Here is a 22,180-nt window from a genome sequence, read left to right as displayed (position 1 = left end):
CCGGTTTTCAGAACGCTTCGGCCGGCAGGGCCATGATGCTCTCCGCTCCGCCCTCGATCTTGCGGCGAAGGGCGCCGGTATCCGGCATGATCCGCTCGGCGAAGAAACGCGCGGTGACCTGCTTTGCTTCGTGAAAAGCCCTGTCCTCGGTGCCGGAAGCGAGGATTTCACTCGACGCCTTCAGCATGCGGAGCCACATGAGGCCCAGCGACACGATGCCCATCAGGGTCATGTAGGGATAAGCGGCGGCGCCCGCATTGTTGGGGTTCGCCATGCCGTTCTGCATCAGCCACATCGTCGCAGTCTGGAGATCGCCATTGGCCTTTTCGAGCGCGGCGGCGAAATCCTTCGTCGCGTCGCTGGCCTTTGCATCCGCCACCTCAGTCGCGACAATCTTGAAGAATTGCTGGATCGCGCGGCCGCCATCCTTGCCGAGCTTGCGGCCGACAAGATCCATTGCCTGAATGCCGTTCGTGCCTTCGTAAATCTGGGCGATGCGGGCGTCGCGGACGAACTGCTCCATGCCCCATTCGCGGATATAGCCATGGCCGCCGAACACCTGCTGTGCGTTCACGGTGGACGTGAAGCCGATGTCGGTCACATAGCCTTTTATGACCGGGGTCATCAGGGAAATGAGGTCGTCGGCGGCAAGACGCTCCTCTTCGGTCGCCGCCTTGCGCGCGAGATCGACCTGCAACGCGCCCCACAGGATCAGCGCGCGGGCGCCCTCATTATAGGCCCGGATTTCCATCAGCATGCGGCGCACATCCGGGTGGACGAGCAAGGTGTCCGCCCTGGCGCTTTCATCCCTCAATTCCGGCACCAGCGCGCGCCCTTGACGGCGGTCCTTCGCATATTGGACGGCATTCTGATAGGCGACCTCGCCCTGCGCCAGGCCTTGCAGGCCGACGCCCAGGCGCGCCGCGTTCATCATGATGAACATCGCCGCCAGGCCCTTTTCAGGCTCGCCGATCAGATAGCCGGTCGCACCGTCATAATTCATGACGCAGGTCGAGTTGCCGTGAATGCCCATCTTATGTTCGATCGACCCGCAGGTGACGCCGTTGCGCGGTCCAAGCGATCCATCGTCGTTCACCAAGAATTTCGGGACGATGAAGAGAGAAATGCCCTTCACATTGTCCGGCGCGCCGGCGCGTTTGGCGAGGACCAGATGGATGATGTTGTCGGAAAGGTCATGCTCGCCCGACGAAATGAAAATCTTCGTGCCGGTAATCTTGTAGCTGCCGTCGTCCTGGGGCTCCGCCTTGGTGCGGAGCAGGCCGAGATCGGTGCCGCAATGCGGCTCGGTGAGGTTCATCGTGCCCGTCCATTCACCGGCGATCATTTTCGGGAGATATTTGGCCTTCTGCTCGTCCGAGCCCTTGACGAGAATCGATGCGATCGCGCCGGCGGTCAGGCCATGATACATTTCGAACGACTGGTTGGCGGAGAGCAGATATTCGCTGAACGCGGTCGCGATCACCTGCGGCAGGCCCTGCCCGCCATATTCGACCGGTGCCGACAAGGTGCCCCAGCCCGCTTCCTCGAATTGCTTATAGGCTTCCTTGAAGCCCTTCGGCGTCGTGACCGAGCCGTCCTCATGCCGGGTGCAGCCTTCTTCGTCGCCGGTGCGATTCAGCGGAAAGACCACTTCCTCGCAAAAGCGAGCACCCTCGGTCAGTACCGCCTCCACCATATCCGGCGTGGCATTCTCGAAACCAGGGACATTCGAATAGCGGTCGAGCCCCACGACATGCTCCAGAACATAGCGCGTGTCGCGGACGGGGGCGGAATAGATTGGCATGTCGGCTCCTGATGCTTGTTATTTCGCTTGGTGATCGGCGCCTTCGACAAGATCGATGAAACCTTCCAGCTCGTGGATGGTCGCATCGATATCGACCTTCTGCTTCTTCAAGAGGTCGACGCGCGCCTTGCACTTGTCGATCGTCACCCGGCGCTGCTCCTGCCGGTTGTCGCCCCGATCGTAGAGGTCGATCATCTCGCGAATGTCGGCGAGGCTGAAGCCGACGCGCTTGCCGCGCAGGATCCAGGCAAGGCGCGCACGGTCCCGCCAGCTGTAGACGCGGGACAGCCCCTGCCGTTCCGGCGCGATCAGCCCTTCATCCTCATAGAAGCGAAGCGCGCGCGCGGTCACGGCGAATTCCTCGCAAAGATCGGTGATGGAATAAGTGCGATTGGCGGCATCGGCCGATTGAAAGTCGGAGTGGAGCGCGGTTTGTGGCATGAAGCCTTGCTACTTTACGTTCACGTCAACGTCAACTGCCTCAACGCGTGCCGCACAGAGGCTCCCCGACGAGATCGCGGGCCCGGCGGGCGTCCTCGATGGACGGCGCGACCAAAGACAGGCGCGCGCCGGAGAAACTGGTTCCGGCGGTGCAATAATAAGCGCAACCCGCCGGGACGGAGCGCGGGAAGACGATATCCATGCCCGCGACCGCGGCATCGAAAGCGCAGTCCGATTCTCCCGCCATGACGATATGGACGGTGGCGCCATCGCGTCGCAACGTGCCGCCGCCGCTGCAGCTCCGCTCCCCCTGCCCGCGCAGTACGACGGCGAAACTGGCGCCGACCTTTGCATCCTCAATGATGCACATCTGGCTTTTCGCCCTTTCCGTTCCAGCTTCCCATAAGCCGGTCAGATCGGCGAGTGCCCCGTCGGCGCCGAGTACTGGCTTGGTTTTCGGTGGCCTCGTCATTTGCCGACCCTCGCGCTCGCTTTCCGAACCAGCCGGCGCTTCGCGGCAGCCGCTGGCGAAAAGTGGCAGGAAAAGACAGAGGAGCAGGGTTTTCCGGGACTCTATCCATCGCATGTCTGCCCAAGCGGTGCGAATGGCGGTTCGGTTCCACATCTTTTATGACAATAGGGCGACAAAGCCGTCCGGGCTTCCTATATGGCGGGCGGAAACGGGCAACGGACGGGCTTCATGCTGACCACCAATCCCTTCGACGACGACAAATTGCGTGAAGAATGCGGCATTTTCGGCATTTGGGGCGCGGAAACCGCTTCGGCAGTGGTGGCGCTCGGCCTTCACGCGCTTCAGCATCGCGGCCAGGAAGCGGCGGGCATCACCAGCTATGACGGGCGATTGTTCCACAGCCATCGCGCACAAGGCCATGTCGCGGGCAATTTCGACAAGGACGAGATCATCCGCAATCTCGCCGGTCCGTCCGCGATCGGCCATGTCCGCTATTCGACAACCGGCGAGACCGCGCTGCGCAACGTCCAGCCGCTCTTCGCCGAATTGTCGTCCGGCGGCTTCGCGGTCGCCCATAACGGCAATATCTCCAACGCGATGAAGCTGCGGCGCGAACTCAATGCGCGCGGCTCGATCTTCCAGTCGACGTCCGATACCGAAGTCATCATCCACCTCGTCGCCACGTCCGGCTATACGGCGCTCGTCGACCGCTTCGTCGACGCCTTGAAGCAGGTCGAAGGCGCCTATTCGCTCATCTGCCTCACCGCCGAAGGCATGATCGCCTGCCGCGATCCGCTCGGTATCCGGCCGCTTGTCATGGGCCGGCTCGGGGATGCGATCATCTTCGCTTCGGAAACCGTGGCGCTCGACGTGGTCGGCGCGACCTTCATCCGCTCGGTCGATCCGGGCGAGCTGGTTCTGGTCACGGAAGCGGGCGTCAAATCGCTGCGCCCGTTCGAGGCGCGGTCACCCCGGCCCTGCATCTTCGAGCATATCTATTTCGCGCGGCCCGATTCCATCATGGACGGAACCTCGGTCTATTCGGTGCGAAAGGAAATCGGCGCGGAGCTCGCCCGTGAAATGCCGGTGGACGCCGACTATGTCGTGCCGGTGCCGGATTCAGGCGTGCCGGCTGCCATCGGTTATGCCCAGGAATCGGGCATTCCGTTCGAGCTCGGCATCATTCGCTCCCACTATGTCGGCCGCACCTTCATCCAGCCGGGCGACCAGGTCCGCCACCTGGGCGTGAAGCTGAAGCACAATGCCAACAGCGCGCTCATCAAGGGAAAGCGCATCGTCCTCATCGACGATTCGATCGTGCGGGGGACGACCAGCCTCAAGATCGTGCAGATGCTCCGCGACGCGGGCGCGGCGGAGGTTCACATGCGGATCGCTTCTCCGCCCACCGCGCACAGCTGCTTCTACGGCGTCGACACGCCCGAACGCGGCAAGCTCCTCGCCGCGCGCATGGATTTGGGGGAAATGGCCCGCTACATCGATGCGGACAGCCTTGCCTTCATATCCGTGGACGGCCTTTATCGGGCGCTTGGAGAGAATGGCCGTGCGGCGGCGCAGCCGCAATATTGCGACGCCTGCTTCACCGGCGATTATCCCACCACCCTGACCGATCAGGGTGAGGCCGAAGCGGGTCAGCCCGCCCTCACCCCAAGCTACGCCTGATCCGCGTTCGCCCCCGGAGATATCGAATGAGCACCCAGTTTCTTGAAGGGCAGGTCGCGCTCGTCACCGGCGCAAGCCGCGGGATCGGCGCGGCGACGGCCGAAGCTCTTGCCCGTGCGGGCGCCCATATCCTCCTGACCGCCCGCACGGCAGCGGACCTGGAAGAGGTGGAGGAGCGAATCCACGCCGCCGGGGGCAGCGCGACGATCGCGCCGATGGACCTTACGGAGAAAGATGGCATTGCCCGCCTCGCGGCGGCGGTCGCCGAACGTTGGGGCAAGCTCGACATTCTGATGCTGAACGCCGCCATGCTCGGCACGCTGACGCCGGTATCGAGCATCGACGGCAAGGAATGGAACAAGGTTCTCACCCTCAACCTGATTGCACAACAGGCGTTGATCGCGTCCTTCGATCCGCTGCTCCGCAGGAGCGAAGCGGGCCGCCTGATCGCCGTCACATCCAGCGTCGGCCAAAATCCGCGCGCTTATTGGGGCGCTTATGGCGCGTCCAAGGCCGCGCTGGAAACCTTGGTTTCGGCTTATGGCGAGGAAGTGAAGAACCTGTCGCCAGTGAAGGTCGCCATTCTCGATCCGGGCGCGACGGCCACGCAGATGCGCGCCAGGGCCTATCCCGGCGAAGATCCTTCGACTCTTAAACAGCCAAATGAGGTGAGCGAAGCAGTTGCCGCGATGCTGAGGAAGGGATTCGAGACGGGCTATCGTCTCGCACTTGGTTAACCTTCGCCGCTATACCGCCCCGCTTGAATTCCATTTTCGATAAATAGCTTGGCGGGTTTGTTCCAGTTGACCCTCCCCCTCCGGCGTCGAGCAATCGGACGCGAAATAGACGACGGCCAAGGCATTATACTGGCCCTCATACTGGCCGATACCCCGCATAAGTCTGACGCCTTCTTGGAAGGATAGAAGTGGACCAGCAATCAGGGCCTGCGCGCAAGGCGAGCATAAATCCTTCAAAGGGTGGTCGGAATGGCGAGCCCATTCATCCAAAAGATGCTGCTGCCTCTCCCTGCTAACCGAAACCCCGCGCGGCGGACGGCATATTTCATGCAGCGCAAAAAAGGCCGCGTTGAGCGATATCTGCCAGCCTTTCAGGATGAGCTTCGTTGCGGCGGCAGGATCCTCATAGGGAAAATCGGCGTCGAATGAGCTTATGAATGCCTCATCTGCCGGAGAGTTGTTCGGGATCGCCATGTCTGTTCTTTTGCACCTGCAGGAATGGCGCGCAACGTCACGTAAGCGGGGGTCATGTGCTTCTCACTGGCCAAAAGCGCTCGGCGGGCGTGCCGTTACCCACTTCGCAAGCATAACGCTGCACCGCTGCCCGATAATCATCCGTAAAGCGAAAGATAACCGGCAATTGCGAGCGGTAACGGGAAATCGCGTCAAGTTTTGCGTCCATCGTGCCCGCAACGCCATGGGAGAAAGGCTCCCCGACCGCGTCGCCAACCTGCGCCAAGCGGGCGGCGCGCCCTTCCGGGCTATGAATGATGTAGGGCGTGTCTTCATAGGCGAACACGGCATAACCTCGGGCCGCCAGCAGCGCGCCGGTTTCGAACAGAATCTGATGGTCGACATGCGCGCCGATACCCAAGGGCACGAAGACCATGCTGTCCCGCCGCCATTCGGGCAGTCCCTCCAGTTCCTCCACCAAATGATCGGCGAGCGCCAATTCCTCATCGCTCAGCTCGCCGAAAAGCTCCTCATCCCGCTTATACCGATCGCCGCGATAAATGGCGTCCGGCAAGCCCAGCCAGCGGAGCGCACAACCGAGCACGGCCGCCGCTTCGATATCCTCCTGCCGACGCGTTTCGCGCACGGCATCGACATCGTGGAGGCTCCAGCGCGAATGCTTCCACTCGGCGAAAGGCCCGACCATTTCGGGTACCGTTTCCCCAACGAAGACGGTGATGATGCGGGTGTCCCGTCCCGCCGCAGCGAATCCGGCCGCCGTCGCGCCGCACGACAAGGCGATGTCGTCGGAATGCGGCTGCAAAAAGAAAATCGTATCACATTGCGGATCGAAAATGGTCGCCTCGCCTTTACACGTCATTTTTTATCAAGGTCACCTGCGCCACATCGATGCCGCCGCCGCGAAAACCGCCTTCGCAATACATGAGATAATAACGCCAAAGATTGTGGAAATGATCGTCGAAGCCGGACGGCAACCGCTTTCCGGCCACTGCGGCACCGTAGCGCGCGTGCCAGCGTTTCAACGTCTCGGCATAATGAAGGCCGAAACCCGTGCGGCCCTGCCAAACCAGCCCTTCTTTCGCCGCCAAGGCTTGAAAACGCGGCTCGTCGATGAGGAGGCCGCCGGGGAAGATGTAGGTCTGGATGAAATCGGCGCTCGCAGCATAATTGTCGAACAGTGCATGGCGGATCGAGATGAACTGCAATGCCGCCTTGCCGCCGGGCTTCAGCGCCCTGGCGATGGCGTGAAGGTAAGCGGGCCAATAATCCTGCCCCACCGCCTCCACCATTTCGACGCTGGCAACGGCATCGAATTGTCCTGCCACATCACGATAATCGGTCAGTTCCACCCGCGCCAGGTTCGCCAATCCCGCCGTGGCAAGCCTGTGATCGGCATAGGCTTTCTGTTCCGCTGAAAGCGTGATGCCAACCACCGCCACGCCATAATCCTGCGCCGCGATCTCCATCAACCCGCCCCACCCGCAGCCGATTTCCAGCAGGCGCTGGCCCGGCTTCAAGTCGAGCCGGTCGAGCAAAGCGCGCACCTTCCGCTCCTGCGCCGCTTCCAGCGGTTCGGCGAAGTCGTCGAACAGGGCGCTGGAATAAGTCATCGTTTCGTCCAGCCAGGCCGCGTAGAAATCGTTGCCGAGATCATAATGGAACGCGATGTTGCGCCGCGCCTGATCCTTGCTGTTGCGGCGGAGAAGATGCGCCGCCTTGTTCACCCTGCGCCAAAACCCCTTGGCACGCGCGGCGTCGCCCAGGCTTTCCCCATTGCGCATGAAAAGGTCGAAGAGCGGCACCGGATCGGGGCTGGACCATTCGCCATATTCCCAGGCCTTGTACCAGCCCACCGACCCTGATGTGACAAGGCGGACGAGCGCGTTCCAGCTATGAAGGCGGACGACCGGCATCGGCCCCGGCTTCCGACCGCCAAGTACGCGCTTGCTGCCGTCGGGAAGCGTGGCATCGATGCCGCCCTCCTCCAGCCCCGCGTCTATGCGATCGAGTATCCGCGCGAAACCACGTCCGGAAAGACGGGCGAAAAGCCCGCCGCCGGTCGCAAAGGCACGATCGGCCCGGGTGAGATGCTTGCCGCGGCTGGCCATGGGCCGCACTTCCTAGGCCGTGTTCCGCGCCCTGCCAAGCGCCGCCAGCGCCCGCTCCCGCGCCTCGCGATGGCCGATCAGCTTGGCGGGATAAGCCGGGCACAGGAGGCCCGATTCTTCAGGGTCGTGAATGGCCGCATCTGGCACATCGGCCAATTCGGGAACCCAACGGCGGATATAGCCGCCTGCGTCGAATTTGGGCGACTGGGTGAGCGGCGCCATGATCCGTCCGAACGGATTGGAATCGAGACCGCTCCCGGCGATCCATTGCCAATTGAGGCTGTTATTGCCGTAATCGGCATCGACCAGCGTGTCCCAGAACCAACGCGCACCGCGCCGCCAATCGATCAGAAGATGCTTCACGAGGAAACTCGCCGCGATCATCCGAACGCGATTGTGCATCCATCCCGTCGCCCATAGCTGCCGCATTCCGGCGTCGACGATGGGATATCCCGTCATGCCTTTCGTCCAGGCGGCGAAATCGGCATCGGCTTCTGAACCGGTGCGCCAAGGGAAATGATCGAACGCCTCCCGTCCGTTGCGGTCGCCCATGCCCGGCAGGACCAGCATCATGTTTTGCGCGAAATCGCGCCATGCAAGCTCCTTCACGAACTTGGCTGCATCCGCCTTGCGGGAGAGCGCGTGCCAGACGATAGCCGGAGAGACTTCGCCGAAGTGGAGATGCGGCGAAAGGCGGCTGGTGCCTTCAACCGAAGGCAGGTCGCGTCTTACGGAATAATCGTCCACGCCAGACAGGAAGGCGTCGAGCCGGGCCTTTGCGCCCGCCTCACCCGGGGTCCATTCCGCGTCGAAGCCTTTCGCCCAATTGGGCCGGACGGGCAGCAATCCCCAATCTTCCAGTTCTTCGCTTTCCGGCCACTTGTCCGGCGTGGTGATGCGCGGCTCCAACAGTGGCGACGGCGGCGGCATCCGCCCGGCAAGTGCGCGCCAAAAGGGCGTGTAGATCTTGTAGGGTCCGCCCGATCCCGTGCGGATGGTATCGGGCGGCGCCAGGCAATTGCCATCGTGGAGACAAAGGTCAAAGGCTTTTGAGACACCCTCTTCCGCCTTCTGCCACCAGGGTTCGTAATGGCGGACGGCATGGATACGCGTAGCGCCGGTCTCCCGCGCGATCCGGACGATTTCCTCAGCCGCCAGACCTTTGCGCAGGACTAAATGGCTGCCATGGCGGCGCAGATCCTTGTCCAGCGATGCAAGGCTATGATGCAGCCACCAGCGCTGCGCCGCGCCCATCCGCCAATGGCGGGGCGCTTGGTCGTCGAGAATATAGACCGGAATGACCGGGCCTTCCGACGCCGCCGCCACGAGCGCGGGTTGATCGGCCAGGCGCAAATCCTGGCGGAACCAGAGGATGACCGGGGCAGTCACAAGCGCGCTTATTCCGCCCGGGGTTCTTTCTCGACCATCCAGCTCTGCCCTTTCGACACGAGCGCCTGGAGGTTCGGCGTCTTGCCGGTCGAAACCGCCTTATTCTGGTCGATCACCGCGCTTTCGAAGGTCGGCGCCGGGCTGTCGAAGATGACACCGAGTGCAACCGGGAAAATATCGGACGGCATGTCGACGAGCATCTGGGCGAGAGCCTTGTTTTGCGGATTATGGACGAGGACGCCCGCACCCTGCCAATCGCCGTCCGCTATCTCGACGACTCTAAGGCTCAGGGTCGCCATGTCGAGCGCGATACCCTTGGCGCCGCCATCGAACAGCATCGGCTCGCCCGCCTTCAGCCAAAGCTGCTTTCCGGCATTTTCCTTCGCGGTAAAGGGCGCGAACACGTCGTCATTATAGACGATGCAATTCTGATAGATTTCGACGAAGGCCGCGCCCTTGTGGGCATAGGCCGCCTTCAGCACGTCCGGGAGATATTTGCTGACGTCGATGCCGCGCGCGACGAAGCGGGCGCCGGAACCCAAGGCAAAGGCACAGGGGTTGGCCGGGCGATCGACCGAACCATAAGGCGTCGAGGGAGAGCGGGTGCCCGCGCGGCTGGTCGGCGAATATTGCCCCTTGGTGAGGCCGTAAATCTCGTTGTTGAACAAGAGGATCTGGCAATCGAGATTGCGGCGCAGCACGTGCATCGTGTGGTTGCCGCCGATCGACAGCGCGTCGCCGTCGCCGGTGATGATCCACACGTCGAGCTCGGGATTGGCGAGCTTAACCCCCGTCGCGATCGCCGGCGCGCGGCCGTGGATCGTGTGGAAGCCATAGGTTTCCATATAGTAAGGAAAGCGCGACGAGCAGCCGATGCCGGAGATGAACACGGTGTTTTCTGGCCGCGCGCCAAGCTCGGGCATAGTGCGCTGCACGGCTTTCAATACCGCATAATCGCCGCAGCCTGGACACCAGCGCACTTCCTGATCGGTCGCGAAATCCTTCGCCGTGAGTTTCGTCAGTTCGTTCATTCTAACCTCGTTCACCGGCGAAGGCCGGTGTCCAGACTGGGCTCCGGCCTTCGCCGGAGCACATTATTACGCCAAAGCCTCGTCGATTGCCGCTTCGATCTCGGCGATCATGAAGGGTTGGCCGGACACTTTCAGCACCGGCTTCGCATCGACCAGATATTGATCGCGGAGCAGGGTCTTCAATTGCCCATTGTTCATTTCCGGAATGATGATCCGGTCGTAAGTGGCGAGAAGGTCGCCGAGATTCTTCGGCAATGGCCAGATGTGACGGATGTGAACGTGAGATACATCCAGACCCTTCTTGCGCGCCCTGCGGACGGCCTGGTGGATCGGGCCGAAGGTCGAGCCCCAGCCGACAACGGCAAGCTTGCTGCCCGCTTCACCCAACGTCACGCCCTGCTCCGGAATGCTGTCGGCGACGCCCAGGACCTTGGCGGCGCGAAGGTCCGTCATCTCCTGGTGGTTGGCGGGCGCATAGTCGATATGGCCGGTCACCTGGTTCTTCTCGATGCCGCCGATGCGGTGCATGAGGTCCGGCGTACCCGGTTTGATCCAGACGCGCGCCAGTTTGTGATCCCGGGCATAGGCACGGACATTCTTGAGCTCGGCGGGAGGATCTTCGTGGAAAGTCACCGGGAAGGGAGAATAGCCGGTCATGTCCGGCACCTTCCAAGGCTCGGCGGCATTGGCGATATAGCCGTCGGTCAGCAGCATGACCGGCGTCATATATTGCGTGGCGATCCGCACCGCCTCGATCGCGCAATCGAACGCGTCGGCGGGCGAGCGGGCGGCGATGACCGGCATCGGCGCGTCGCCATTGCGGCCGTAGACGGCCTGATAAAGGTCCGACTGCTCGGTCTTGGTGGGCAGGCCGGTGGAGGGGCCCCCGCGCTGCGAGTTGACGATGACGAGCGGAAGCTCGGTGATGATCGCAAGGCCCATCGCCTCGGTTTTGAGCGCGATGCCCGGGCCGGACGAGGAGGTGACGCCGAGCGAACCCGCGAAGCTCGCCCCGATCGCGCTGGCAATGGCCGCTATCTCGTCCTCTGCCTGGAAGGTCGTGACGTCATATTCCTTGAGCCGCGACAAATGGTGCAGGATCGCGGAAGCTGGCGTGATCGGATAGCCGCCGAAGAACATCTTGAGGCCCGCAAGTTGCGCGCCCGCGACGAGGCCGAGGGAAATGCTCTCGGCACCGGTAATCGTACGGTAAAGGCCCGGCTCGGCGGGCGCGGGATCGATATGATGCTGCTTCAGCGGGCCGCCGATTTCCGCCGTCTCGCCGAAAGCATGGCCCGCGTTCAGCGCCGCGATGTTCGCTTCCGCCAATTCCGGCGCCTTGGCGAATTTGGACTTGAGCCAATCCTCGATGGGTTGCCGGTCGCGGTCGAACATCCAGAGCGCGAGGCCGAGCGTCCACATATTCTTGCAGCGGAGCGCCTCCTTGTTGCCGAGGCCGAACGGCTTCACGGCATCGAGGGTGAGCTGCGAGATGTTGAACTTGATGAGCTGCCACCTGACGAGGCTACCGTCTTCCAGCGGATTGGTGTCGTAACCCGCCTTGGCGAGGTTGCGTGTGCCGAACTCACCCTCGTCGGCGATGATGAGGCCGCCGGGCTTCAACGCATTCACATTCACCTTCAGCGCCGCCGGATTCATCGCCACCAGCACGTCGGGCGCATCGCCCGCGGTTTCGATGGCCGAAGATCCGAAATTGATCTGGAATGCAGACACGCCAAAGGTCGTCCCCTGCGGCGCGCGAATTTCGGCCGGGAAATCTGGGAACGTCGCCAAGTCATTGCCCGCAAGCGCGGTGGACAACGTGAATTGCCCGCCGGTCAGCTGCATGCCGTCGCCGCTGTCGCCCGCGAAGCGGACGACGACCGCCTCCAGCGGACCGTGCGGTTCGGCTTCCTCGGGGGTCACGATATGGGTGGCGGTCGCCATCTACGATCCTTCGAATAGTCTTTGAAGCGTCCCCTACGCCTCAAGGGACGATGCTTCAACGCTCAAGATGCTTTTATCGCGCCGCTTGATTCAGGCGCCGAGGGCGATAAGCGGAACCGTCTGAAACCGCCACGGAAGCCGCACGCATGACCGACCTCCCCTATCGCCCCGCCGCCGGCGTGATGCTCCTCAATCGGGAGAGCCAGGTGTTCGTCGCGCAGCGCCTGGATAGCACGCTGGAAGCCTGGCAAATGCCGCAGGGCGGGCTGGATGACGGCGAAGACGCCGAAGCCGGAGCGCTGCGCGAGCTGGAGGAGGAAACGGGGATTGCCCCGCATCTTGTCGAGATCATCGCACGCGCGCCGGCGGAGCTGCTTTACGATCTGCCCGACGACCTGATCGGCAAATTGTGGGGCGGGCGCTGTCGGGGGCAACGGCAGACCTGGTTTTTGTGCCGGTTTCTGGGCGAGGATGGCGACGTGAATTTGGAAACCGCCGAGCCGGAATTCCGCGCCTGGAAATGGGCGGACCCGGAGGAGCTTCCGGCGATGATCGTTCCGTTCAAGCGGAAGCTGTATGAGGATGTGCTGGCGGCGTTTCGAGAGTGGCTTTGAAATAGCCCTCCCCCTTGATGGGGGAGGGTTGGGTGGGGGTGATATTCGGCGTAGAGCGGCTTACTTCCCCAGCATCACCCCTCCCCAACCCCTCCCCATCGAGGGGATGGGCTTTGCAGCAGCGCCATTCCCCCGCTACACACCGCTCATGGAGAGGCTATCGAAGCATGAGACGGCAGCCGTCGAGCGCGCCGCCGCCGGGCCGTTGCTCGACAAGGTCGAACGGTGGGCGGCGATCAATAGCGGATCGTCGAACCTGCTCGGCCTCGCGACGCTGGCGGCAGTATTGGCCGACGAGTTTTCGGACCTTCCCGGCGAGTTGCACCTGCGCGATGCGGCGCCTGTCGATACGATGGATGGGACAGGCGCGCTCCGGGCGGTCCAGCACGGGCAGAACCTCCATCTGATCGTCCGTCCCGACGCGCCCTGCCAGTTGCTCTTCACTGGCCACATGGACACGGTGTTCGGCATCGACCATCCATTTCAGGAGCTGACGTGGCGCGAGGAAGGCGTGCTTGGCGGCCCGGGCGTGGCCGATATGAAGGGCGGTATCGCCGTTCTGCTCGCCGCTCTCAAAGCCGTCGAAGCGGCGCCGGAAGCGCGTGCCTTCGGCTATGAAGTCGTCATCAACAGCGACGAGGAGGTGGGGTCTCCAGGCTCAGCCGCCCTCATCGCCGCGGCCGCGCGGGGCAAGCGCGCCGCCTTCACCTACGAGCCCGCCGCCTTGCCGGACGGGACGCTGGCGGGAGCGCGCCCGGGTAGCGGCAATTTCTCCATCCATATTCAGGGCAAAAGCGCCCATGCCGGCCGCAATCCCGAGGACGGCCGCAACGCCATCGTCGCGGCGGCGGACCTCACCTTGCGGCTCGCCAAAACAAAAGCAGTGGGCCTGTCCGTCAATCCAGCGAAGATCGAGGGCGGCAGCCCGAACAATGTCGTGCCCGATCATGCGGTGCTACGGGTGAACATGCGCCCCCAGACTCTCGAAGATCAAAAGCGCGCCCAATCCGCGCTGGAAGCCGCTATCGCCATGGTTGGGGCGGAACATGACGTCCGCATCCATGTCCATGGCGGCTTCGCGCGTCCGCCAAAGCCCATGGATGCAGAGGCGGAAAAATTGTTTGGCCTTGTCCGCCGCTGCGGCCTCGATCTGGGGCAGGACATAAGCTGGCGCGCGTCGGGCGGCGTGTGCGACGGCAACAATATCGCCGCCTGCGGTGTCCCGGTCGTGGACACGATGGGCGTACGGGGTGGTGCCATTCATTCCGATCAGGAATATCTGATCGTCGACAGCCTCGCCGAACGCGCCCGGCTGTCTGCTTTGTCCATCCTGCGCCTCGTCACCGGAGCCTTTGCGTGAGCTTTCGAATCCGTCCCGTCACCAATGACGATTTCCAGGCCGTCTACGAGATGGCGAAGCTGACCGGAGGAGGATTTACGAATTTGCCCCCGGACCGCGGGGCGCTGGTCGAAAAACTGGTCCGATCGGAAGAGGCTTTCGCGCGCGAAGCCGATACGCAGAGCGATGACTGCTTCATGATGGTATTGGAGAATAAAGATACCGGTCAGATCCGGGGCACGTGCCAGATTTTCGGCCAGGTGGGTACCAAGCAACCCTTTTACAGCTACCGCATCACCACGCTGACGCAAACGTCCAAGGAGCTTGGACGGACTTTCCGCGCCGAAATGCTGAACCTCGTTACCGATCTTGAAAGTTCTTCGGAAGTCGGCGGATTGTTCCTTCATCCGGGTGAGCGGGCCGGCGGCCTCGGCCTTCTTCTGGCGCGCAGCCGCTACCTCTTCATTCGCCAGCACCGGGCCCGCTTCGGGCCCCGTCTCATCGCTGAATTGCGCGGGGTGATCGACGAAGCGGGCGGCTCCGCCTTTTGGGATGCGATCGCCGGAAAATTTTTCGGCATGAATTTTCAGGAAGCCGATGAATTCAACGCCATGCACGGAACCCAATTCATCGCCGACCTGATGCCAAAGACTCCGATCTACACGGCCATGCTTCCGGAAACCGCACGATCCGTCATGGGCATTCCTCACCCGTCCGGGCGCGCCGCGATGAAGATGTTGGAGCGGGAGGGCTTCGCCTTCGAATCCTATATCGATATCTTCGATGGCGGCCCCACGATGATCGCGCAGACGGATCAAGTCCGCACCATTCGGGATGCCAAGCAATATCGCTTCGTAGGGACGCTCGAGGATTGGGATGGGGAGCAATTGATGCTCTCCACGGGACACCTCAATAATTTCCGCGCCTGTTACGGCTATCTGAGTTTCGAGGAAGGCGACAGGGTGCGGCTCGATCCGCAAAGCGCGGAACTGCTGGAAATCCGCGAGGGCGACACTCTCTTCGCGATTGGACGCTGACGATGCCCCTGCAGGAGATCAATTTCGACGGCATCATTGGCCCCAGCCACAATTATGCCGGGCTTAGTCTCGGCAATCTTGCCTCGTCGCGCAATGCGGGGCTGGTCTCGCACCCGCGCGCGGCGGCGCTGCAGGGGGTTGAGAAGATGCGCCACAATCTCCGCCTGGGCCTCGCGCAAGGGGCCTTCGTGCCCCTCCCCCGCCCCAATCACGAATGGCTGAGCGACTTGGGAACGACAGCGGACGAGGCGCCGGACACGGTCCGCGCCGCCGCTTATTCGGCGTCGGCCATGTGGGCCGCCAATGCGGCGACCGTCTCCCCCGCGCCGGATACGGCGGATGGGCGCTGCCACCTGACCGTCGCCAACCTGCGCACGATGGCGCATCGCAGCCATGAATGGCCCGACACGCTCGCCCAGCTCCGCCTCGCTTTCGCCGACGGCGCCCATTTCCGCGTCCATGCGCCGGTGCCGCCGACTTTCGGCGACGAGGGCGCGGCCAATCACATGCGCCTGTGCACCGGCCATCCCCAGCCAGGCGTCGAGGTCTTCGTCTACGGCAAGCGTGGCGGCGCCTTTCCCGCGCGCCAGCATGTCGAGGCGAGCCGGGCTGTCGCGCGGCTCCACGGCCTTGATCCCCAGCGGACTCTCTTCGTAGCGCAGTCAGAAGAGGCGATTGCAGCGGGCGCGTTTCACAACGATGTCGTCGCGGTGGCGAACGAGCATGTGCTGTTCGCGCATGAGAGGGCGTTCGAAGAGCGCGACGTCTTTTATGCCGACCTCTGCCGCCTTATGCCGGAAGTGGAGATCGTCGAGGTTCCGGCAAGCGCGGTCAGCCTCGCCGATGCCGTCAAGAGCTATCTCTTCAACGCGCAGCTGGTGACCTTGCCTGAAGGGGGCATGGCGCTGATCCTGCCGGAAGAAGCGCGCGAAACGCCGTCCGTCTGGTCTTGGCTGCAGACAATGGCGGCGGGCAATGGGCCGATCCGCAAGCTCCTTGTCGTCGACGTGCGGCAATCGATGGCCAACGGCGGGGGCCCCGCATGCCTGCGCCTGCGCGTCGCCGCCGATCCGCTTGCCGTCGATCCGCGCTTCATCATGAATGAAGCCAAGCTCGACCGGATTTCGGACGTAATCACGCGCGCCTGGCCGGAAAGGATCGTTCCCGCCGACCTCAAAACCCGCGATCTGCGCGAAGCGGTCGAAGCCGCGCGCGGGGCGCTGCTCGAGGAAATGGAACTAACCGAGCTTCTTTAAGTCCGGCCTGACGTCTCAAGTGAAAGTCAGTCAGCGCACCAGAAGATATCGACCGGCGTCTCGATGTCGGCGAGCAGGCGGCCGATGGGCTTGGACGACAGGGGTCCATCCTCGATCGCCGTTTCGAGAACCCGCTTCTTCTCATCGCCAGTGATGACGATCATGATCGTACGGGCGGAAGACAAAGCGGCGGCGGTCAATGTCACCCGATCGTAGGGCGCATTAGCCGGCATCGGATCGGGCCGCACGCCGACGGCACGACGTTCGCGCGGGCCGGTCAGGGCATTGTCGAAATCGGGGCCCGGGAAGATGGAGGCGGTATGCCCGTCCGCGCCCATGCCGAGACAGACGAGGTCGAGCGGCCAGTCGATCAACGCGAGGCGCGCATCGCCAAGGCGCCCAGCCTGCTTGTAATCGCCGATTGCCGATTCATCGACCAGGGAGATGATTTCCGCACCCTTGGCGCCGAAAAACCGGCTAAGCTTGGCATAATTGCTGGAGGGATCGTCGAGGCTCACCAGCCGGTCGTCCGTGGGGATGAGCGTGACCTTTTCCCAATCGATATCTTTGGCGAGCAAAGCCTTGTAGATCAGGTCTGGAGTGGAGCCCCCCGGCACCGCGATCCGCGCGCCGCCATGCGCCTCGATGGCGCTTTCGATCACGAAAGCGATGTCACCCGCCACCTGCTCGGCCAGATCCTTCGCGCCGTCGAAATCCCACCACTCGATCTCGGTCATCGTGCCTTCTCCATTCGATTTCGCGCGCCCTATGGCAGAGGCCGATAGGCCTTGTCGTCACAAAAAGACGATCTTTGCCAGCGATGGAGGAAAATGGCGCGCCCGGAACGATTCGAACGTCCGACCCTCAGATTCGTAGTCTGATGCTCTATCCAGCTGAGCTACGGGCGCGCGGTAGGACGGGCACATAGGGGGAAGATTTCCGGGGCGCAACCCTGTTGCTGTGAAAAGCCGCGCGCTCTACGGAAAAACAATGCACTTTCCCCGCCGCTTCACCCCCCTCGCTTTGGCTCTTTTCACGTCCGCTTGCGCATCGCAGGGAAATTTCCCCTCCCTTGCGCCCCGTCCCGTCGAAAGCCTGGGGGACAATCCACCGGAAAAACCTGCCCCAACGGTCATGAGCGATCCTGCCCTGCGGCAGGAGGCGGGCGCGCTGGTTGCCCGCGCCGGAGCTGGGCAGCGCGCCTTCGATAATGCAATGCCCGCGGCAGAGCGCGCGGCGGCGCAAGCGGGTGCATCGGGCAGCGAAAGCTGGATCGCGGCGCAACAAGCGATATCCCGCCTGGAAGCCGCGCGCGCGCAGACGGTGGAAGCACTTGCCTTGCTCGACCGGCTGGCTGTCCAGCGATCCGCGCTGCCGACCAATCCGGACGATTTCCGGACGATCGTCGATGCTGCGGAGAAGGCCGGAGCCCTGGCGACGGCACAACAGGATGCCATCGATCGTCTGCGCGCCCGCATCGCACCCTGATAAGAGCGTTTAGACGGACGCTGCGACCGCTTCGGCATGCCTCCGGGCCAGTGCGACATAATGGGCGACGCCCGCTTGCTGGGCCTGCAGCCCATCTTCTGGAATATCGCGGAGGTGCCGGGCCGGCCGTCCCGCCCAAAGCTGCCTTGCCGGTATCGTCCGGCCCGGCGTCAGCATCCCGCCCGCCGCCAGCATGCCACTGCTTTCGATCGTGCAGCCGTCCATGACGATGGCGCCAAGGCCGACGAAGGCGCGGTCGTGCAGGATACAGCCATGCACCATCGCCATGTGACCGATCAGCACATCATCGCCGATGATTGTCGGATGTCCGTCCGGCTGCCCGGGCTTGGGAGAATCGCAATGGATGACCGTGCCGTCCTGAACATTGGTGCGGGCGCCGATGCGAATGCGGTTCACATCGGCGCGGATCACGCAATTATACCAGATGGATGCTTCCGGCCCAATTTCGACATCGCCGATCAACCTGACGCCCGGCGCGACGAAGGCCGTGGGGTGGATGCGCGGCGCCTTTCCGCCGAATGGTATGATACTCACCCCTTCCATCCATCTCTCTCCATTTCGTAGACGATGACGGGGTTCATGCTTTCGGGCCAGCGCGGATCGATATAATCAAGGTCGGCGCGCCGTGTCATGCCGAGGCGAAGCATGAGGCCCCAGCTCGCTTCATTGCCATTGACGGTCAATGCCACGACCTTTTGGGCGCCCAGCGGTCCGAAGGCGAAGGCAAGTGCCGCGCTGGCCGCTTCCCGGGCGTAACCCTGCCCCCAGGCATCCTCCCTCAGGCGCCAGCCGATTTCGGGGCAACCCGTGACGCTGCTGTCCATGCCGTCGGCAATCTTGATGCCGCAAAAGCCGAGAAAGGCGGCGTCGGCCTTGCGTTCCACGACCCAGAAGGTGAAGCCGCGCTCCTCTTGCCAGCGGGTCAGGCGCGCCGCCACCTCATCATAGACTGTCCGGCTTTGCACGCCCCCCAGCCAACGCATCACATTCGCATTATTGCAATGGCGGTCGAACGATTCGGCATCGCCGTCCCGCCAATTCCGCAGGATCAGCCGATCGGTTTCGATCACGGTCTCGCCAGGCGCGGTTCGCATCAATCGTCCCACAGCTTGAGGAGCGGCAGGATGGAGGCATAATCGTCCGTCCAGCCGGCGAAGCCCGGACGCGCCGGGAGCTTTTCCCATTCGTTGCCGGCTTCGGCCAGGCTGGTGACCGTGCGGAGCTTGGCCGGATCGCGGGACAAGGCGATCCAGACGGAAACGGTCGCGAAATCCGCCTTTTCCTTCTTGGTCGGCGCGTAGAAATGGAGCGCGCTGTGCCAACCCTCCGCCAGCGCTGCAGCCGCGACGACCGGTTCGAGATCGATATAGCGGTTGGACACGTGGAAGAGCAGGACGCCGTCCTGCCGGAGCGCGCGTCCATACACCCGCACCGCTTCCCGGGTCAGCAAGTGCATGGGCACCGCGTCGGACGAAAAGGCGTCGATGGCGAGAATATCGAGCCTGTTCCCGGGTTCCTGCCCCAGGCTGATCCGCGCATCGCCGATCACCATGCGAGCGTCCGGCGCGCAATTGCCGAGGAAGGTGAAATAGCCGCTTTCCCGCGCCAGCCGCACCATCTTCGGATCGATTTCGAAGAAAGTCCATTGCTGACCGGGCCGGGCATAGCAGGACAGGGTTCCGGTCCCGAGGCCGACGACGCCGACCCGCGCACCTTGCCCGAATAGGGAGTCCGCATTCGATAACACCTGTCCCACCCCGGACCGCGGCGCATAATAAGTCGTCGGCTGGGTCAGGCGGCCGGGCCGCATGTCCTGAATGCCGTGCAAGGTGGTGCCATGGGTCAAGACGCGCGCTCCGTCCCGATCCCCCACCGAATAGATACCGAAATAGCTCCGGATCCGGGTGTCGAAGCGGGAGATGTTGAGGATCGACCAGCCGCCATGGCTCAGCATCAATGCCGCGAGCAGGGCCGTGAAGAGCCAGCGGCGCCCGACCGCCGCGACCGCCAACAGCGCGATGGCCGTGGTGGCGAGCAACGCCCAGAGCGGCGACACGCCCTGCCATAGAATATCGTCGGCAGCGAAGGAGAGGGCGAAGGCGAGGATCAGGAAGGCCGCGACGATCGCCGGGCGCAAGCGCATGACTCCGGGCCAAAACGGCGTTTGCGGCACCAGCGCCGCCCCGGCAAGGATCAGGATCGGATGCTCATAGGCCCAGTCGAAAATGGCGGGCGCCACGAGCGCGCAGAAAACGCCGCCGAGCATGCCCCCGACCGACATGGTGAGATAGAAAACGGTCAGCCGGTCGGACGGCGGACGCAAGCGGTATAATTCCCCGTGCAAGGCGACGGCGATGGTGAAGAGGAGGACGATGCCAAGCCCGGCCGACGTCATGGCGTGGCGGCTGCCGTCGAGAAAGGCGAAGCCGCCGCAGATCAGGATGATGATCGGGGCAAGGCGCGTGACCGCATCCGCAATGCCGCGACGGGTCGCGAAGGCGATGACGAAACTCAGCAGATAGAGGCCGAGCGGCACGACCCACAGAAGCGGCATGGCGACGATGTCGGTGGTGAGATGAGTCGTCGTCGACAGCATCAGGCCCGACGGAACGGCGGCAAGCGCCATCCAGTGCAGGATCCGGCGACGCGTTGGCATCGGCGATTCCGGCGCGGGTTCGGCGCGGGCATGCGCATGCCGCACGGTGATCGCACAGGCGATCAACAGCAACGACAGCAAGGTATAACCGCCGCTCCAGAGCCAGCTTTGAGCGTGCAGGCTCATCACTGGCTCGACCAGCAGCGGATAGGTGAGCAACCCCGCGAAGCTGCCAAGATTCGAAGCGGCGTAGAGAGCATAAGGGTCGCCGCGCTCGCTTTCCAACGCATACCAGCGCTGCATGAGCGGTGCTTGCGCCGATACCACGAAGAAAAGTGGCCCCATGGAACTTACCAAAAACAGCGGCACCCAAAGCGTGGGCGATACCGTGCCGGGTGGAACGGCATGGTTGAGGCCGATCGGCAACCACAAGGCAGCGATGGCGAAGGCCGTCAGATGGAGACCTGCCTGCCGCGGCGGCTGGAACCGGGTCAGCCAATGCGCCCAGGCATAGCCGCCGAGGAGCAGCATCTGATAGACCAGCATCGCGCTGTTCCAAACGGCCGGCGCGCCGCCGAGACGCGGCAGGGCCATGCGCGCGATCATCGGCTGGGTCAGGAACAGCAGGAACGATCCGGTGACGATCGTCGCCACGAACAGGGGCCGGGCGAACCGTTCCAGCGGCCCCGGCGCAATCGCCTCATCCATCAGCGAGAAGCCGGGCCGCCAGCGGTGCGTGATAGGAAAGGATGCCGGAGGCCCCGGCGCGCTTGAAGGCGATCAGGGTTTCGAGGACGAGCGCGTCGCGATCGCCCATGCCCGCGGCGGCAGCCGCCTCGATCATCGCATATTCGCCCGACACTTGATAAGCGAAAACAGGCGCTTCGAAGCGATCCTTCACGCGCCTTACGATGTCGAGATAGGGAAGCCCCGGCTTCACCATGACCCAGTCTGCGCCCTCGGCGAGGTCCAATGCCACTTCGCGCAATGCCTCCTCGGCATTGGCGGGATCCATCTGGTAGTTTTTCTTGTCGCCCTTCAGCAGGCCGCGCGAGCCGACGGCGTCGCGGAACGGCCCATAGAAGGCGCTCGCATATTTGGCAGCATAGGCCATGATGCGGACGTTCACATGGCCTTCCTGTTCGAGCGCTGAACGGATGGCGCCGACGCGGCCGTCCATCATGTCGGATGGCGCGACGACATCCGCCCCAGCTCGCGCTTGGACCAGCGCCTGTTCGACCAGAACCTTGCTGGTCTCGTCATTGAGGACATAACCCGCCTCATCGACGAGGCCGTCATGGCCGTTCGCGGTATAAGGATCGAGCGCGACGTCGGTTAGAATTCCGATCTCTGGAACCGCGTTTTTAACCGTCTTGATCGCGCGGCACATGAGATTATCCGGATTGAGTGCCTCTTCACCCCGCTCGGTCCGCAATTCGCGCGGTGTGTTGGGGAATAAAGCGATGCAGGGGATGCCAAGATCGCGCGCTTCCCGTGCCCGTTCGACCAGCCGGTCGACCGACCAGCGCGACACGCCCGGCAGGGTCGCGATCGGCTCCTCTACCCCCTGTCCGTCCGTGACGAACAAGGGCCAGATCAGGTCGGCTGGGGTCAGCACCGTCTCCGCGACCAGCGCGCGGCTCCAGGCTGACGAGCGGGACCGGCGCATGCGGAGAGCGGGAAAGGATGCGGGGTTCATGGCAGCGGCTGTAGCGTTCGCTTCGCGCTCTGCAAAGTTCCATGGAC

General features: G+C 63.3%; 21 protein-coding genes and 1 tRNA gene. 7 read left to right on the top strand and 15 right to left on the bottom strand.

Features of this window, described 5'->3' with window-relative positions; all coding sequences use genetic code 11:
• Positions 1–7: 7 nt before the first annotated feature.
• Genes IC614_RS01930 through IC614_RS01920 form a run of 3 tightly spaced genes read right to left on the bottom strand, consistent with a single transcriptional unit; the run spans position 8 to position 2,717 of the window.
• The gene (locus IC614_RS01930) at positions 8–1,804 is read right to left on the bottom strand and encodes an acyl-CoA dehydrogenase C-terminal domain-containing protein (protein ID WP_200972069.1); all 1,797 of its coding nucleotides are present in this window, start codon (positions 1,802–1,804) and stop codon (positions 8–10) included.
• Positions 1,805–1,822: 18 nt separating this feature from the next.
• Positions 1,823–2,245, bottom strand: a complete 423-nt coding sequence (locus IC614_RS01925; protein ID WP_200972068.1) for a MerR family transcriptional regulator — start codon at positions 2,243–2,245, stop codon at positions 1,823–1,825.
• A gap of 40 nt (positions 2,246–2,285) precedes the next feature.
• Positions 2,286–2,717, bottom strand: a complete 432-nt coding sequence (locus tag IC614_RS01920; protein WP_200972067.1) for a hypothetical protein — start codon at positions 2,715–2,717, stop codon at positions 2,286–2,288.
• 228 nt (positions 2,718–2,945) lie between these two features.
• Here IC614_RS01920 and purF point away from each other — a divergent pair, with 228 nt between their 5' ends.
• Together purF and IC614_RS01910 are read left to right on the top strand one after the other, a co-directional pair.
• A complete protein-coding gene (gene purF, locus IC614_RS01915) occupies positions 2,946–4,397 on the top strand; it encodes an amidophosphoribosyltransferase (RefSeq protein WP_200972066.1) in 1,452 nt (483 codons plus the stop codon).
• Between the two features lie 26 nt (positions 4,398–4,423).
• Positions 4,424–5,134 carry an SDR family NAD(P)-dependent oxidoreductase gene (locus IC614_RS01910; RefSeq protein ID WP_200972065.1) on the top strand — a complete coding sequence of 237 codons (711 nt, stop codon included), beginning with the start codon at positions 4,424–4,426 and terminating at the stop codon, positions 5,132–5,134.
• A gap of 9 nt (positions 5,135–5,143) precedes the next feature.
• Here IC614_RS01910 and IC614_RS01905 read toward each other — a convergent pair whose 3' ends face one another.
• From IC614_RS01905 to IC614_RS01880, 6 genes are all read right to left on the bottom strand, one after another.
• A complete protein-coding gene (locus IC614_RS01905; protein WP_200972064.1) occupies positions 5,144–5,608 on the bottom strand; it encodes a hypothetical protein in 465 nt (154 codons plus the stop codon).
• Positions 5,609–5,660: 52 nt separating this feature from the next.
• Positions 5,661–6,467 (bottom strand): PIG-L deacetylase family protein, encoded by an 807-nt coding sequence (locus IC614_RS01900; RefSeq protein ID WP_200972063.1) that lies wholly within the window; start codon positions 6,465–6,467, stop codon positions 5,661–5,663.
• Positions 6,457–7,716 (bottom strand): SAM-dependent methyltransferase, encoded by a 1,260-nt coding sequence (locus IC614_RS01895; RefSeq protein ID WP_200972062.1) that lies wholly within the window; start codon positions 7,714–7,716, stop codon positions 6,457–6,459. The genes IC614_RS01900 and IC614_RS01895 overlap by 11 nt, the downstream gene beginning before the upstream one ends.
• Positions 7,717–7,728: 12 nt before the next feature.
• On the bottom strand, positions 7,729–9,105 hold the full coding sequence (locus IC614_RS01890) for a cryptochrome/photolyase family protein (RefSeq protein ID WP_200972061.1): 1,377 nt from the start codon (positions 9,103–9,105) through the stop codon (positions 7,729–7,731).
• 8 nt (positions 9,106–9,113) lie between these two features.
• Positions 9,114–10,136 (bottom strand): 2-oxoacid:ferredoxin oxidoreductase subunit beta, encoded by a 1,023-nt coding sequence (locus IC614_RS01885; RefSeq protein WP_200972060.1) that lies wholly within the window; start codon positions 10,134–10,136, stop codon positions 9,114–9,116.
• Between the two features lie 66 nt (positions 10,137–10,202).
• Positions 10,203–12,083, bottom strand: coding sequence for a 2-oxoacid:acceptor oxidoreductase subunit alpha (locus IC614_RS01880; RefSeq protein ID WP_200972059.1), 1,881 nt, complete (start codon positions 12,081–12,083; stop codon positions 10,203–10,205).
• A gap of 146 nt (positions 12,084–12,229) precedes the next feature.
• Here IC614_RS01880 and IC614_RS01875 point away from each other — a divergent pair, with 146 nt between their 5' ends.
• The 4 genes from IC614_RS01875 to IC614_RS01860 all read left to right on the top strand — a co-directional run bounded on the left by IC614_RS01875 (position 12,230) and on the right by IC614_RS01860 (position 16,329).
• Positions 12,230–12,697, top strand: coding sequence for an RNA pyrophosphohydrolase (locus IC614_RS01875; protein ID WP_200972058.1), 468 nt, complete (start codon positions 12,230–12,232; stop codon positions 12,695–12,697).
• A 148-nt stretch (positions 12,698–12,845) separates the two neighbouring features.
• Complete coding sequence (locus IC614_RS01870) at positions 12,846–14,057, top strand: hydrolase (RefSeq protein ID WP_200972057.1); 1,212 nt, start codon at positions 12,846–12,848, stop codon at positions 14,055–14,057.
• The gene (locus IC614_RS01865) at positions 14,054–15,073 is read left to right on the top strand and encodes an arginine N-succinyltransferase (protein ID WP_200972056.1); all 1,020 of its coding nucleotides are present in this window, start codon (positions 14,054–14,056) and stop codon (positions 15,071–15,073) included. The genes IC614_RS01870 and IC614_RS01865 overlap by 4 nt, the downstream gene beginning before the upstream one ends.
• Before the next feature lie 2 nt (positions 15,074–15,075).
• Entirely contained in the window at positions 15,076–16,329 is a 1,254-nt protein-coding gene (locus IC614_RS01860) for an N-succinylarginine dihydrolase (RefSeq protein WP_200972055.1), read from the top strand.
• A gap of 26 nt (positions 16,330–16,355) precedes the next feature.
• Here the strand turns inward: IC614_RS01860 and pgl are convergent, their stop codons facing one another.
• Together pgl and IC614_RS01850 are read right to left on the bottom strand one after the other, a co-directional pair.
• Positions 16,356–17,066 carry a 6-phosphogluconolactonase gene (pgl, locus tag IC614_RS01855; RefSeq protein WP_200972054.1) on the bottom strand — a complete coding sequence of 237 codons (711 nt, stop codon included), beginning with the start codon at positions 17,064–17,066 and terminating at the stop codon, positions 16,356–16,358.
• Positions 17,067–17,160: 94 nt separating this feature from the next.
• Positions 17,161–17,237: transfer RNA gene (locus IC614_RS01850), tRNA-Arg, on the bottom strand.
• Between the two features lie 226 nt (positions 17,238–17,463).
• On the opposite strand from IC614_RS01850, the gene IC614_RS01845 reads away from it, so the two are divergent.
• Entirely contained in the window at positions 17,464–17,817 is a 354-nt protein-coding gene (locus IC614_RS01845) for a hypothetical protein (RefSeq protein ID WP_200972053.1), read from the top strand.
• Between the two features lie 9 nt (positions 17,818–17,826).
• Here the strand turns inward: IC614_RS01845 and IC614_RS01840 are convergent, their stop codons facing one another.
• From IC614_RS01840 to hemB, 4 genes are read right to left on the bottom strand one after another with little or no spacing between them, the layout of a single operon-like run.
• Positions 17,827–18,381 (bottom strand): gamma carbonic anhydrase family protein, encoded by a 555-nt coding sequence (locus IC614_RS01840; RefSeq protein ID WP_200972052.1) that lies wholly within the window; start codon positions 18,379–18,381, stop codon positions 17,827–17,829.
• Complete coding sequence (locus tag IC614_RS01835) at positions 18,369–18,932, bottom strand: GNAT family N-acetyltransferase (protein WP_200972051.1); 564 nt, start codon at positions 18,930–18,932, stop codon at positions 18,369–18,371. The genes IC614_RS01840 and IC614_RS01835 overlap by 13 nt, the downstream gene beginning before the upstream one ends.
• Positions 18,932–21,142, bottom strand: coding sequence for a spermidine synthase (locus tag IC614_RS01830; RefSeq protein ID WP_200972050.1), 2,211 nt, complete (start codon positions 21,140–21,142; stop codon positions 18,932–18,934). Before IC614_RS01830 ends, IC614_RS01835 begins: the two co-directional genes overlap by 1 nt.
• Complete coding sequence (gene hemB / locus IC614_RS01825) at positions 21,135–22,133, bottom strand: porphobilinogen synthase (protein WP_200972049.1); 999 nt, start codon at positions 22,131–22,133, stop codon at positions 21,135–21,137. Before hemB ends, IC614_RS01830 begins: the two co-directional genes overlap by 8 nt.
• Positions 22,134–22,180 lie beyond the last annotated feature (47 nt).

Origin of the sequence: Sphingosinicella flava (genome assembly GCF_016025255.1) — a bacterium.
Classification (GTDB): Bacteria; Pseudomonadota; Alphaproteobacteria; order Sphingomonadales; family Sphingomonadaceae; genus Allosphingosinicella; species Allosphingosinicella flava.
Note: the sequence above shows the minus strand (reverse complement) of the source record. Positions and strands in the feature narration are given on the sequence as shown.